The sequence below is a fragment of the Bifidobacterium sp. LH_730 genome (assembly GCF_056355835.1).
On the sequence record NZ_JBKETB010000004.1, the window covers coordinates 76,552 to 90,993 of the forward strand.

The window sequence follows — 14,442 nt, forward strand, 5'->3', positions numbered from 1 at the left end:
CATGACCGAAGCCAACAAGAAGTATCGTTTCGAAACCCTGCAGCTGCACGTCGGCCAGGAACAGGCTGATCCGGCCACCGATTCGCGAGCCGTGCCGATCTACGCCACCACCAGCTACGTATTCCACAACTTCGACCACGCCGAGGCCCGCTTCGGACTGGCCGACGCCGGCAATATCTACGGCCGCCTGACCAACTCCACCCAGTCCGTGTTCGAGGACCGCATCGCCGCGCTCGAAGGCGGCACCGCCGGTCTGGCCGTTGCCTCGGGCGCCGCCGCCGTCGAATACGCGGTGCGCAACATCACGCAGTCCGGCGATCATATCGTCGCCGCGAAGAACATCTACGGCGGCACTTTCAACCTGCTGCGCCACACGCTGCCCCGCGACGGCATCACCACCACCTTCGTCTCCGCGGAGGACCCGCAGGAGTTCGAGGACGCCATCCAGGAGAACACCAAGCTCGTCTACTTCGAGACCTTCGGCAACCCGAACGCCGACCTGCCGGACTTCGAGGCGATTTCCGCCATCGCGCACAAGCATCATCTGCCGGTGATCGTGGACAACACCTTCGCCACCCCGTATCTGTTCCGCCCGTTGGAGCACGGCGCGGATGTGGTGGTCGAATCGGCCACCAAGTTCATCGGCGGCCATGGCACCACGCTGGGCGGCGTGATCGTCGAAGGCGGCAACTTCGACTGGAACGCCGTGCCGGGCAAGTTCCCGACACTGACGGAGCCCGATCCCTCCTACCATGGCCTCAACTTCTACGAGGCGCTGGGCTCCACCGCCTTCGTGACCCGCATCCGCGCCATCCTGCTGCGCGACACCGGCGCGACGCTTTCCCCGTTCGCCGCCTTCCTGTTGCTGCAGGGCACCGAAACGCTGTCGCTGCGCGTCGAGCGTCATGTCGAGAATGCCCTCAAGGTCGTCGAGTATCTGCAGACCGTGCCCGAGGTGGAGTCCGTCTCCCACCCGAGCATCGAAGGCCGCAAGGACCACGAGCTCTACAAGAAGTACTTCCCGAACGGCGCCGGTTCGATCTTCACCTTCGACATCAAGGGCGGCAAGGATGCGGCGCGCGTGTTCATCGACAACCTGCATCTGTTCAGCCTGCTGGCCAACGTCGCCGATGCCAAGAGCCTCGTGATTCATCCGGCCTCCACGACGCACTCCCAGGAGACGCTCGAGGAGCTCGAGGACCAGGGCATCCACCAGGGCACGATTCGCCTGTCGATCGGCACCGAGAACATCGAGGACATCCTCGACGATCTCAAGGTCGGCTTCGAGGCCGTCCGCGCCTCCGGCCTGGCGAAGTAACCGGTAGGGGAAACCGGTCGAATCCCAAGCCCGCGAAGGGGATGCCGCGGGCATAGGGGGCTTACTCCAAGGAACGGGACCCCGCGTCGAGTCATGCGACGCGGGGTCTTCGCGTATATGCGATGGCGACGCCGGCGACAAGGACGGCAAGGATGTGGCGTCTCGCTTGAGCGGGGAATCGTCATTCTTAGGGATGATGTGGGACGAGGTCTTCCATCTCACGCACGATGGGAAGCGCGGGCACGGCGCCGTAGCTTGGGATCATCGCCCGGGATATGCCCCGGGCCCAAGAGAGAGGCGCCAGACATGACGATTCCACAGACGATTCCCCAGCCATCCGCCGTCACCTATCCCACGGCCATCGAGGCCATCGGCCTGACCAAGGACTACGGTCGCGGCGAGACGCAGGTGCACGCGTTGCGCGGCGTGGACGTGCGTTTCGAGAAAGGGCGGTTCACCGCGATCATGGGGCCGTCCGGCTCCGGCAAATCCACGCTGATGCACACGCTGGCGGGGCTCGACTCCGCGACCTCGGGGCGCATCATGTTCGAGGGCGCCGACATCACCGCGATGAACGACAACCAACTCACCCTGCTGCGCCGCCGCCGGATCGGCTTCGTCTTCCAAAGCTTCAACCTGCTGCCGATGTTCACGGCCGAGCAGAACATCCTGATGCCCCTGACGCTGGCCGGCGCCAAGCCGGACCGCGAATGGTACGGACGCCTCGTGTCCACGCTGGGATTGCGGGAACGGCTGACGCATCGGCCCAACGAACTGTCCGGCGGACAGCAGCAGCGCGTCGCCATCGCCCGTGCCCTCATCGCCAAGCCATCGCTCGTGTTCGCCGACGAGCCGACCGGCAACCTCGACTCGGTGTCCAGCGCCGAAGTGCTCGATTTCCTGAGGCGTTCCGTCAAGGAACTGGGGCAGACCGTCATCATGGTCACGCATGACGCCGCGGCGGCCGCGTATGCCGACCGTGCCATCGTCTTCGCCGACGGGCGCATCGTCGCCGACGAGGCGAACCCCACCGCCGAACGCATGAACGAGCTGCTGATGGCCGAACGCGAACGGGCCGTCCATGTCGCTTCCGGCGCAGGCGATCCGATGGCAGGACTGCATCGCGGCGTCGTTCCGCCCGTTCCGCCAGCCCCGGCCCCGCGCATCGCGTCGGACGGGCCCGCCCACGCCGCCGCGTCGCGTCGCGCGCGTCGCTCGCGCTGACCTGCCTTGGGATAGGAGACCGACATGTTCTCGATCACATTGCAACTCATGCGCAAAAGCCTCAAGATGCTCATCCCCGCGGGACTGGCCATCCTCATCGGCACCGCGTTCATCACCTCGACCTTGCTGTTCTCCAATGCGATGAGCGACTCCCTGAAAACCCAGGCGACCGCCGTCTATGCAAGGGCCACGCACATCGTCTCCGTCGGCAAGATACCGGAGGATCTGACGCCGGAGGAAACGGACCGGATATACCGCCGCACCGTCGACGACCTGCATCTCGACCGGATGCGCGCCATCGATGGCGTCGTCGGCGTCAGGGCGGACGCGCAGCCGCTTACGCTCGAAATCGGGCATGACGGCAAACGCGGCACCGTCGTGGTCACCAGCACTTCGCCCGACGCCAAGCTGCTTACGGTCGACGTCACCGAGGGAACGCAGCCGATCGACAACGGCGAGATTGCCCTGCCGGCAGATCTTGCTAGCCGCCTCGGCGTGCGCGTCGGCGACGAGGTCAAGGCCAGCGCCGACGCTTCGCGAGGCGACGGCGGAACGGAGGGAACGCCGGCGGCGAGGAATCTGCGCGTCGTGGGGCTCACCGACGATCCGACCGGCATATACGGGTATTACGGCGGCGCGGGAGTGCTCTCCGACGCCGAACTGGCGCATTTTCTCGGCGCGGCCACCTTCGGCGACATCAGTCCGAGCTCGGTCTATTTCGACATCGAAGCGGACAAGGCGGCGGCCGCCACCAAGGAGATTCGAACCCTGCTGCCGCAATACTTCACGATCCAGGATCGCGCCGCCGTCGACGCGGAGGCGATCGCGCAATACGACATCGGCGGCACCAGCATCACCACCGTGTTCCTGCTCGGCTTCGGCGTCATCGCCATGCTGGTCGCCGCGCTGGTCATCGCCAACACCTTCCAGGTGCTGGTCGCGCAGCGTCGCCGCACGCTCGCCCTGCTGCGGACCATCGGCGCGAAGAAGGGCCAGTTGCATCGCTCCGTGCTGCTCGAAGCCTGCCTGCTGGGATTGGCGGCCTCGGGACTCGGCATCGGGACGGGTTCCGGCTTCATGGCGTTCGCCTGCAATGGAGGACTGCTCGAGGGTATGGGACTCAAGGCACGGTTCATCATGACCTGGCCCGTGATCGTGGTGCCGCTGGCCTTCGGCGTGCTGGTGACCGTGCTGGCCTCCCTCTCGTCCGCGCGCACCGCCACCTCGGTCACGCCATTGGAGGCGCTGCGGCCGATCGAACTGGCCGAAGGCGCACGTCGCGCAGGGCGGGTGCGCCTCGCCCTTGGCGCATTGCTCGTCGTCGGCGGTGCCGCGATGACGGTCTGGGCGTTGAGCTGGGTGCATGGCGCGGTCGACGGCGGGCGGAATATGGACGACGGGTATTCGATGGTGCTGCTCACGGCCATCGCGGGCTGCGCCTTCGTGTTCCTCGGCCTGACGCTCACCGCGGTGGCATGGCTGCCGCTGCTGATCAAAGGCTTCGGCTGGCTGGTCGCGCATCTGGGGCCAAGCGCCGCCATCGCGCACGCCAATGTGCAGAAGAACCCGCGTCGTGTGGCCGCGACCGGCGCCGCGCTGCTGATCGGCGTCACCCTCGTCTCCACCATCGCCACGGGCGCGGCCAGCGCCAAGGAGACGATGGGGGATGCGCTCGCCACCCGATACTCGGTCGATATGATCGTCAGCGGCGACCTCGACCAGGCGACCGCCGACAAGATCGCCGCGGTCGATGGCATCGAGGGCAGCGTGTACGCGCCTGTTGCCGTCGGCGGCTTCACCGACGCCAAGGGACAGGATCGTTCCGCGCTGTTCGTGGGCGTGACGGGAACGGACGAACTTGGGCGCGTCGTGCGAGCCGACCTCGACGGGGCGCGCGTCAATCGTTCCACGGCGCTGTTCCCCACGTATTCGGCGCTGAACGGCAAACGATTCGATCTAACCGGGGGCACCGTCGACGTGCGTATCGGCGCTGCCGCCGCAACCGGATCCGCGGAAGCGTCGACGGATGCCGGAACATCCGATGGAAACGCGAGCGGAACCAAGTTGTCGCTGACAGTCACGCAGGCCGACTACCGGCGTGTGTCCGACGCCTACGACGCCGTCGCCTTCGTCTCCGACGAGCTCTTCGCCGACGGCGGTTTTGCAACGGACGGACATATGCTGCTGCTGCGCGTCGACGGGGAGGCGGGACGCAGCGCGAACGACATCTACGGCGACATCCAGCAGATTATCGCCGACGCGCCCGGCGTGAGCCTGGGCGGGCCGATCGCCGGACGCATGCAATGGGAATCGACGATCGATTCGATGATGCTGCTCCTCGTCGCGCTGCTCGCCGTGGCCGTGTTCATCGCGCTGATCGGCGTGGCCAACACCCTGTCGCTGTCCGTGATCGAACGCACCCGTGAATCGGCGACGCTGCGCGCGATCGGCATGACGCGCGGGCAGTTGCGCCGTTCGCTGGCGGTCGAGGCGCTGCTCATCTCCATGGTCGCGGGGCTCTCCGGAGTGGTCATGGGCACGTTGTTCGGCTGGGCCGGGGCCTATATGGTGTTCAGCTTCTACGGCGCCGTGGCCTTCCCCGTCGAATGGGGAATGGACGCCGCCGTGCTCGGCATCGCGGCGCTCGCGGCCCTGCTGGCCAGCGTGTTCCCGGCGCGCCGGGCGGTGAGGACGCCACCGGTCGAGGCACTCGCCGAAGCCTAGCCCCTCCACCGGCGGCGCGTGCCTCCCCGTCGGTCCCGTCGCGGCGCGCCCTGGACGGTACAAAATGCATGAAGGTCCTTCCCGCAGGAGAAGGACCTTCATGCAAATATGAGGGGACGGAAGACTCAGCGCTCGGCGACGGCGCGCACGTAGCCCTTCATGCCGTCGATCGGAATGACGTCGTCGAAACGCACGTCGGCGGTCTCGAGGCCGCGCAGCGCGGCCGGCGGAACGGTTCCGGTGCGGCGGGCGAGCTCGTCCATGCACTCGAAGTCGGTGCCGTCCGCCTCGAATCCAAGCGCCTCGTCGACCACGCGGGGGAACTTATAAGGGCTTGCGGTGCTCAGCAGCACGCGCGGCACCAGCGGATCGCGCGGAATCATCTGCGAGACGAAATATCCGCAGGCCGTGTGCGGGTCGATGACGTAGTGGTTCTTCTCCCAACAATCCTTGATGGCCTCGCGCACCTGGTCCTCGTCGGCCCAGCCAGTGCCGAAGATCATGCGGATCTTGGCCAGCAGCTCGTCCGGGACCTCGTAGGCGCCCCACTGCTTGAGGTCGTTCATCAGCATCGAGATCAGACGGGTGTCGCCGTCGGACATGTAGTAGAGCATGCGTTCGAGGTTCGAGGAGACGAGGATGTCCATGGACGGCGAAATCGTCTGGAAGAACGGGCGCTGGCGGTTGTAGGTGCCGGTCGTCAGGAAGTCGAAGAGCACGTTGTTCCTGTCGGAGGCGACGATGAGATGCTTGACCGGCAGGCCGAGCAGCTTGGCGTAGTATCCGGCGAGCACGTCGCCGAAGTTGCCGGTCGGCACGACGAACTCGATTTCGTCGCCCACGTTGATCGTCTGATTGGCCAGCAGCTGCGCGTAGGCGGAGAAATAGTAGACGACCTGCGGCACCAGACGGCCCACGTTGATCGAGTTGGCGGAGGAGAGCACGGTGTGCGATGCGCCGGCCAGTTCCTTGGCCAGCTCATGGTCGGCGAAGATGTTCTTGACGGCGGTCTGCGCGTCGTCGAAATTGCCCTCGACGGCGGCCACGGAGACATTCGAGCCGGCCTGCGTGCTCATCTGCAGCTCCTGGACCTGGCTGACCTTGCCGGCGGGATAGAAGACGGTGATCGCGGTGCCCGGGGCATCGGCGAAGCCGGCCAGCGCGGCTTTGCCGGTGTCGCCCGAGGTGGCCGTCAGGATCATGATCCGTTCGTCGGCGTCGCCGCCAGCCGGCGTGGTGCGCGCCATGAACCGGGGCAGGATCTGCAGGGCCACGTCCTTGAAGGCGGAGGTCGGGCCATTGAACAGTTCCATCACCCAGTCCTCGCCCAACGGCTTGACCGGGGTGATGCGCTCGTCGGCCCATTGGTCGCCGTATGCCTCGGCGATGCATTCGCCGAGCTCCTCCTCGGTGAAATCCGGCAGCAGCGCGCCGAGCACACGGGCGGCGATCTGCTGATAGGACAGGGACGCCAGGTCGTCGATCGGCACCTTCGTCTCGCCGAGTTGGTCGGAGACGAACAGACCGCCGTCGTCGGCCAGTCCGAGGCGGATGGCCTGCTTCGAGGTGAGCGAGTCGGTGGTGGAGCGCGTGGAATGGAACGTGGTCACGATAATCCTTAGGTTGGTGATATGCGACGCGAATACCACCCCAGTCTAACGGCCGGCTGGGATATGGGGAGACGCAAAGGAGGGGCGGAAAGCCGCCATCGATGCCCTGCGCGCGGAGCATGGGGAACGTCCCCGTCATCCATGGCGGCGGCCGCGGGGCGGGGATCTGCCCTCCCTTATCGTGCAAAGGCGGTATTTTAGGAACATGACCGACGAGACGAATCATATGAGGCGGGCCGTCGAAGCCGTGAACGCGCGCGCCGACGCGGCCGCCACGGCGCAGCGGGCGCTCGCGCAGGCATCCACGCGACGCAAGAACGATCTGCTCATGGCGCTTGCCGATGCACTGGACGAGGGGGCGGAGGGCATCGAGGCCGCCAACGCGGATGACATGGAGGCCGCGCGCGCCGACGGCATGGCCGCGGGCAAGCTCGACCGGTTGCTTTTCGACGCCGCGCGCGTGAAGGCCGCGGCCGAGGGCGTGCGTCACGTCGCCACGCTGCCCGACCCCGTGGGGGAGGTCGTGCGCGGATACAACCTCGAGAACGGATTGCGTTTGCAGCAGGTGCGCGTGCCGCTCGGCGTGATCGGCATGATCTACGAGGCCCGGCCCAACGTCACCGTCGATGTGGCCAGCCTGTGCCTCAAATCCGGCAACGCGGCGATCCTCAGGGGAGGGCACGCCGCCGAACGCACCAACGCCGCGACGCTGGCGGTCGTGGGGCGCGTGCTGGCCTCCCTGGAGTTCGATCCGGCCCTCGTGGCCTCGGTCGATGATTTCGGCCGCGACGGCGCCACCGCCATGATGGAGGCGCGCGGCCACATCGATGTGCTGGTGCCCCGCGGCGGCAGGGGGCTGATCCAAGCCGTCGTCGAGAATTCCCGGGTGCCGGTGATCGAGACCGGCGCCGGCAACGTGCACATCTACATGGACCGCACCGGGGACCCGGACAAGGCCGTGCCGATCGTGGTCAATGCCAAGACGCAGCGGGTCGGCGTGTGCAACGCCGCCGAGAAACTGCTCGTCCACGCCGATGCGGCCGGCTCCTTCCTTCCGCGTGTGGCCGAGGAGCTGTGGGATCGTGGCGTGCTGCTGCATGCCGACGAGCGGGCGTATGGGATTCTTTCGAGATGTCATCCTGAGCGGAGCGGCGATGGCCGCGGAGTCGAAGGATCTCTGGTTCGCGCCATGGACGAGGATTGGGACACCGAATATCTCGCCCTTGAGATGGGCGTCAAAATCGTCGATTCGCTGGACGAGGCCATCGCCCATATCAACGCGCATTCCACCGGGCACACGGAGTCCATCGTCTCCGAGGACTACACGTCGATTGAACGGTTCACCGCCGGCATCGACTCGGCCGTGGTCATGGTCAACGCCTCCACGCGTTTCACCGACGGCGGCGTGTTCGGCTTCGGCGCCGAGCTGGGCATCTCCACGCAGAAGATGCATGCCCGGGGGCCGATGGGCCTGAGGGAAATGACGACGTGCAAATGGATCGGATATGGCATGGGACAGGTGAGGGCATGACCGGAATGAACGACGCGATGCACGCCACGGATGGCGAGGTGCGCAAGGGCATGACGATGGGCATCGGCGCCTTGAGGCCCGATCTCGATCTGGCCGATCCGAAGGCGGGACTCAAGATCGCGGCGGAGCGGCTGAGCATCGTGCGCTATGTCTTCCTTGTGCAGATCGAGGACGGCATCGCCTCCGCAAGCCAACGAGCCTCGCTGGAATACGCGGACGCCGTGCTCATCGGCTGGCCGGCGGAGGACTCGCCCGAGGTCATGGACCTCGACGAGCGGCAGCTTGCCGCCGTCGGCGAGCAGATGCGGGTGATGGAGCAATACATCGAACGTTTCGGCGCGATGGAACGCGAAGGCGACGTGGACGGCATGACCGACACCCTGGTGCGCGTCACCGAACGCGTCGCCGAGGTCCGCGGCCTCTACCAGCCCGGATTCCCGCTGCCGACCTTCGCCGAGATCCGCCGCGTCGTGCAGGACGAATGGGACGAGGACATGGGCAAGATCGACCCGGATGGCGGAGACGACGCCACGGCCGACGGCATCGAGGCCGAGACGCGCGCCGAGGACGCCGAGACCCGTGGGGAGGGCGGCGCATGATCGCTTCGGAGGGCGCGCAGCGGCGCATGTCCGACCTGTCCGAGGACGAGGAGGTCGTGCCCACGCTCACGCCGGGCACCGGGCGTCGTTCCACGCGCGGCAACTGGCATGCCCGCCCGCGCATCGGCATCATGGGCGGCACCTTCGATCCGATTCACAACGGCCACTTGGTCGCGGCCTCCGAGGTGGCGTGGGTCTATGACCTCGACGAGGTGATCTTCGTGCCCACCGGCCGGCCGGTGTTCAAACTCGACAAGCAGGTCACCAACGCCGAGGACCGGTATCTGATGACGGTGATCGCCACCGCCTCGAACCCCAAGTTCACGGTGTCGCGCGTGGATATCGACCGCCCCGGCATCACCTACACGATCGACACCCTGCGCGATATCCGCGCCGAGCATCCCGACGCCGAGCTGTTCTTCATCACCGGCGCCGACGCCGTCGCCGAGATCATGGAATGGAAGGACGCCGGGCGCATGTGGGAGCTCGCCCACTTCGTCGCCGTCACGCGCCCCGGATACTCGAGGCCCGATGGCGTGCGCCTGCCCGAGGGCAAGGTCGACACCCTGGAGATACCGGCGCTGGCGATATCGTCCACCGACGTGCGTCGTCGCGCGCATGCCGACGAACCCGTGTGGTATCTCGTGCCCGACGGCGTCGTCCAATACATCGGCAAACACGGCCTCTACCGTCGCTGAAGACGGGTCTCCGTTGCATTAGGAGGCCAAGCCGAGCTGGTATTTGAGCGTCATGACACGTTCGGCCGAGCGCGTCACCAGTTCGGCGAAGGCCGGATCCGAGGCCGCCCGGGCGTTCAGTCCATCGAGAATCGGCGAGACATAGGAGCTCTCGCCGATGCAGGCGAGATCGCCGCCCGCCTCGACGAGCCGGACGCCGAGCTGATCGACGGGAATCGAACCCAAGGCCGCCGCCGACAGCGAATCCGATATGACGACGCCCTGATAACCCCTGCGTTGCCTCAGATCGGAGATGATCGTGGGGGAGAACGCCGCCGGGGCGCTCGGATCGATGGCCTGATACGTCGCCAGCGACATCATCACCATCGAGGGTTGCGCCTCGTCGATCACCCGGTGGAAGACGCCGGCCTCCTCGCCATCGAGCGTCGTGGTCACATCGAGGATGCCCTCGGCGGTGAAATCGGTGTTGCCGGTCACGGCGCCGAGGCTCGGATAATGCTTGATCGCCGCGCCGACGCCGGCATCGCGCATGCCTTCGACGAAGGCCGAGGCGTGGGAGGCATTGCCCGCCGCGTCGAGGCCGAAATCGCGACCCAAGGCGCCGATCGGCGCATTCGATGCGCGCGCCACGCGCACCGTGTCGCTCACCGGCGCCAGATCCACATCGACGCCGGCGGCCTTGAGCTGCGAGCCCCAGACGCCCGCCTGCGCCCGCAGGTCGCCTTCCGCCATGCCTCCTTGTGCCAGCCCGGAGGGCATCGCATCAAAGCCGGGGCCCTGCAAATGCTGGACCAGACCGCCTTCCTGATCGGCGGCCACCACAAGACCGGCGCCGGAACCGGAAAGCGCGCGCACGGCATCCACCGCTGCCCTGACGCCCGAGGTTCTCGAGGTCCAATTGCCCAGCAACAGCACGGAACCCGCATGCCGCGCGCCGACCGCGTCGGCAAGCGAGGCCGGATCCTGACCGGCGAACAGCGGCACCATCACCAGCTGCCCCACCCGCTCCTCAAGCGTCATGGCCGCCACCGCGCGTCGCGCCCGCCCCTGCGCCGACATATCGGGAGCCGGTGTCTCGGCTCGCTCCAAGGTCATGATGGGGGAGTCTCCGGCATGCTCATCAACCGTGTCGTGTGTCGCGTCGTCGGTGCGATCCGGCGTCAACCACACCCATGCCGCGACGAGCGCGAGCACCACCGCAAGTATCGCCGCCATGGTTTTCGCCAATCGTCTCTTCGCCATCACACTCACTTACCCTAGGCCGGGCTGGAATGGGCGTGGGGAGAGGCGTTGGTTTTCTGCCCTAAGAGGGATGTGAGGCCCTTTCGATAGGCTTGAAACATGTCTTTCTTCGATATTCTGGGAATGTTCGATCCCAATGAGGACCCCCGCCGTTCCAACGCGCGCCGCGGCGCCGACGACGATCCCGTGATCCTCGACGTCGAGACCGATGGCGACGGACGGCAGTCCGCGGGCCCGGGACGCCCCGGCGGCACCGGCATGCCGCCCCGCGGGCCGGCGATGCCGCGCATCCCGCGCAAGCCCTCCCGTCCCTCCGGCCCCGGCATGTCGCGTGGCTCGAAGGTGCTGATCGGCGTCGTCGTGGCGCTGCTCGTCGTCGTGGCGCTGTTCTTCGGACTGTCACGCTTCATCACCGACCTCATGTGGTATGGCCAGCTCGGCTTCCAATCGGTGGTCTGGACGCAGCTGGGCGTCAAGATCGGCCTATGGGTCGCCTACGCGCTGCTCATGGCCGTGGTCGGCTTCGTCTCCGCGTGGCTGGCGATCCGCGCGCGCCCCGATTCCTCCGACGGCTCGACGATCCGCATCAAGGGCGACGTGGTCGAGGTCGGCAAGTCGGTGAGCTCCAAGAACGCCCGCCGCGCGGCCGTCGTGATCTCCCTGATCGTCGGCGCGGTGTTCGGCGCGCAGTTCAATGCGAACTGGTCCGAGATCCTGCTCATGTTCAACGCCCAGTCCTTCGGCACCAAGGATCCGCAGTTCGGACTGGACAACGGCTTCTATGTGTTCGTGCTGCCGGGCCTGAACCTCGTGCTCTCGGCCGTCTCGATGCTGCTGATCGTCGGCCTGGTCTTCTCCGTGGTCACCCATGTGATGATGGGCGGCATCCGCCTGACCATGCCCACCGGCGGCCGCGGCATCCTCGCGGTCACCAAACGCGCCCGCCGTCAGCTGGCCATCTGGCTGCTGCTCAATATGCTCGCCTTCGCCGTGCGCATGGCCTTCGGCGTGTTCTCGCATCTGACGCAGGCCGGCGAACGCATCACCGGCGCCGAATACACCACCGTCCACGCCACCATCCCGGTCACCTTCGTCATGGCGGGCCTGATCGCCCTCCTCGGCATCGTGCTGGCCGTCTGGCTGATGTGCACCAAGGCCCTGTCCTCCTCCGGCGCGGCCGTGCCCGCATCCGCCGCGCTCAAGGCATGGCGCACTCCGGTCGTCGCCATCGCCGCCGTCGTGGTCGTCGGTCTGGTGCTGACCGTCGTTTGGCCGATGGTGCTGCAGCGCTTCCGCGTCAACCCGAACGCGCAGGAGATGGAATCGACCTATATCCAGCGCAACATCGACGCCACGCGCGCCGCCTACGGCCTCGACAAACTCAAGACCGAGAACTACCAGGCCTCCACCAAGGGCGAATCCGGCGCGCTGGCGGGGGAGACCGAGACCACCGCGCAGATCCGTCTGCTCGACCCGCAGGTCGTCTCGCCGACCTTCAAGCAGCTGCAGCAGTCCAAGCAGTACTACACCTTCGCGGACTCGCTGGCCGTCGACAAATACGACATCGACGGCGTCAGCCAGGACACCGTCATCGCCGCGCGCGAGCTCGACCTCGCCGGCAACGACAACCGCAACTGGGTCAACGACCACACCGTCTACACGCACGGCTACGGCGTCGTCGCCGCCTACGGCAACAAGGTGACCGCCGACGGCCAGCCGCGGTTCTTCGAATACGGCATCCCCACGCAGGGCAAGCTCACCGAGGAGCAGAAGTACGAGCCGCGCATCTACTTCTCCCCGAAGATGAGCGAATATTCCATCGTGGGCGCCCCCGAGGGCACCGATCCGTGGGAATTCGACTATCCGACCGGCTCCGACGGCGCTCTGACGACCTTCGACGGCGACGGCGGCCCCTCCGTGGGCAACCTGTTCTCCCGTCTGCTCTATGCGATCCGCTTCGGCTCGGACCAGATCCTCTTCTCCGACCGCGTCACCTCCGACTCGCAGATCCTCTACGACCGTTCGCCGCGCGAACGCGTCGCCAAGGTCGCGCCGTATCTGACGCTCGACGGACGCGTCTACCCGGCTGTCGTGGACGGGCGCGTCAAGTGGATCGTCGACGGCTACACCACCTCCGACGCCTACCCGTATTCGCAGATGACCGATCTGGGGCAGGCCACCGAGGACTCCACCACCGTCAGTTCGCAGACCGTGCAGGGGCTGAACCGCCAGCAGGCGAACTACATCCGCAACTCCGTCAAGGCCACCGTCGACGCCTATGACGGCTCCGTGGACCTCTATGTGTGGGACCAGAGCGATCCGGTGATCAAGGCGTGGGAGCAGATCTTCCCGGGCCAGTACCACCAGCTCTCGGAGATCTCCGGCGACCTCATGAGCCATATGCGCTACCCGGAGAACCTGTTCAAGGTGCAGCGCGAGCTGCTGTCGAAGTACCACGTCACCTCCGCCTCGCAGTACTACTCCGGCGAGGACTTCTGGCAGACGCCGGTCGATCCGACCGAATCCCAGCAGGCGCAGCAGGCCGACATCCTGCAGCCGCCCTACTATCTGACGCTGCAGACCGGCGGCACCAAGCAGCCGGTGTTCTCGCTGACCTCCACCTACATCCCGGCCGGCACCTCCACGCGTGAGATCCTGACCGGCTTCCTGTCGGTCGACTCCGACGCCGGAAACAAGGCCGGCGTGATCGGGCCGAACTACGGCACGATCCGCCTGCAGGAGCTGCCCAAGGACTCCAACGTGCCGGGCCCCGGCCAGGCGCAGAACAACTTCAATGCGAACGCCGATGTGTCCAAGGAGCTGAACCTGCTGCAATCGGGTTCGACGAATGTGGTGCGCGGCAACCTGCTGACGCTGCCGCTGGGCGGCGGACTCGTCTATGTGCAGCCCGTGTACGTCAAGTCCTCCGGTTCCACGTCGTTCCCGTTGCTGAAGAAGGTGCTGGTGGCCTTCGGCGATCAGGTGGGCTTCGCCAACACGCTTGACGAGGCGCTTGACCAGGTCTTCGGCGGCAACTCCGGCGCCTCCGCGGGCGACGCCGAGAACGCGCCCGGCGGCGATGCCGATGCCGATACCGGCGATGAGTCCGCGAAGGACGAGGCATCCGGTGACTCGACGGCCTCCGACAACTCGGATGGCAAGGCCGAAGGCAGCGGCAGCTCCACGGAGCCCTCCGCTCCGTCGACGGGCGCCGGACGCAGCCCTGAGCTCCAGCAGGCGCTGAATGACGCCGCCCAAGCCATGAAGGACAGCCAGTCCGCCATGAAGAACGGCGACTGGACCGCCTACGGCGAGGCGCAGAAGCAGCTTGAGGACGCCCTCAACAAGGCCCTCGAACTCGACAAGTGACATTGGCTGCCACAGCCAATGTCATCCTGAGCGAAGCGGCGAAGCTGCGGAGTCGAAGGATCTTGCCCGCCCGGCTCTGAGAGCCTGCGACTCCGGCCCTGCAGGCCTCCGCTCAGGATGACAAGTG

General features: G+C 66.6%; 9 protein-coding genes. 7 read left to right on the plus strand and 2 right to left on the minus strand.

The window, feature by feature from the left end:
- Position 1 precedes the first annotated feature (1 nt).
- The 3 genes from AC1AUD_RS06740 (at position 2) to AC1AUD_RS06750 (ending at position 5,266) form a co-directional block, all read left to right on the plus strand.
- Positions 2-1,318 carry an O-acetylhomoserine aminocarboxypropyltransferase/cysteine synthase family protein gene (locus AC1AUD_RS06740; protein ID WP_476573315.1) on the plus strand — a complete coding sequence of 439 codons (1,317 nt, stop codon included), beginning with the start codon at positions 2-4 and terminating at the stop codon, positions 1,316-1,318.
- A 306-nt stretch (positions 1,319-1,624) separates the two neighbouring features.
- Positions 1,625-2,542: an ABC transporter ATP-binding protein gene (locus AC1AUD_RS06745; protein ID WP_476573316.1), complete on the plus strand. Its 918-nt coding sequence runs from the start codon at positions 1,625-1,627 to the stop codon at positions 2,540-2,542.
- A gap of 24 nt (positions 2,543-2,566) precedes the next feature.
- Entirely contained in the window at positions 2,567-5,266 is a 2,700-nt protein-coding gene (locus AC1AUD_RS06750; RefSeq protein ID WP_476573318.1) for an ABC transporter permease, read from the plus strand.
- A gap of 125 nt (positions 5,267-5,391) precedes the next feature.
- Here the strand turns inward: AC1AUD_RS06750 and thrC are convergent, their stop codons facing one another.
- On the minus strand, positions 5,392-6,879 hold the full coding sequence (thrC, locus tag AC1AUD_RS06755) for a threonine synthase (RefSeq protein ID WP_476573590.1): 1,488 nt from the start codon (positions 6,877-6,879) through the stop codon (positions 5,392-5,394).
- A 202-nt stretch (positions 6,880-7,081) separates the two neighbouring features.
- Between thrC and AC1AUD_RS06760 the strand changes: the two genes are divergently transcribed.
- From AC1AUD_RS06760 to nadD, 3 genes are read left to right on the plus strand one after another with little or no spacing between them, the layout of a single operon-like run.
- On the plus strand, positions 7,082-8,407 hold the full coding sequence (locus AC1AUD_RS06760) for a glutamate-5-semialdehyde dehydrogenase (RefSeq protein ID WP_476573319.1): 1,326 nt from the start codon (positions 7,082-7,084) through the stop codon (positions 8,405-8,407).
- A 17-nt stretch (positions 8,408-8,424) separates the two neighbouring features.
- Positions 8,425-9,006 carry a phosphoribosylglycinamide synthetase gene (locus tag AC1AUD_RS06765; RefSeq protein WP_476573592.1) on the plus strand — a complete coding sequence of 194 codons (582 nt, stop codon included), beginning with the start codon at positions 8,425-8,427 and terminating at the stop codon, positions 9,004-9,006.
- On the plus strand, positions 9,003-9,704 hold the full coding sequence (gene nadD / locus AC1AUD_RS06770) for a nicotinate-nucleotide adenylyltransferase (protein WP_476573321.1): 702 nt from the start codon (positions 9,003-9,005) through the stop codon (positions 9,702-9,704). The genes AC1AUD_RS06765 and nadD overlap by 4 nt, the downstream gene beginning before the upstream one ends.
- Before the next feature lie 18 nt (positions 9,705-9,722).
- Here the strand turns inward: nadD and AC1AUD_RS06775 are convergent, their stop codons facing one another.
- Positions 9,723-10,946 carry a glycoside hydrolase family 3 N-terminal domain-containing protein gene (locus tag AC1AUD_RS06775; protein WP_476573323.1) on the minus strand — a complete coding sequence of 408 codons (1,224 nt, stop codon included), beginning with the start codon at positions 10,944-10,946 and terminating at the stop codon, positions 9,723-9,725.
- Positions 10,947-11,045: 99 nt separating this feature from the next.
- On the opposite strand from AC1AUD_RS06775, the gene AC1AUD_RS06780 reads away from it, so the two are divergent.
- Positions 11,046-14,315 (plus strand): UPF0182 family membrane protein, encoded by a 3,270-nt coding sequence (locus tag AC1AUD_RS06780; RefSeq protein WP_476573325.1) that lies wholly within the window; start codon positions 11,046-11,048, stop codon positions 14,313-14,315.
- Positions 14,316-14,442 lie beyond the last annotated feature (127 nt).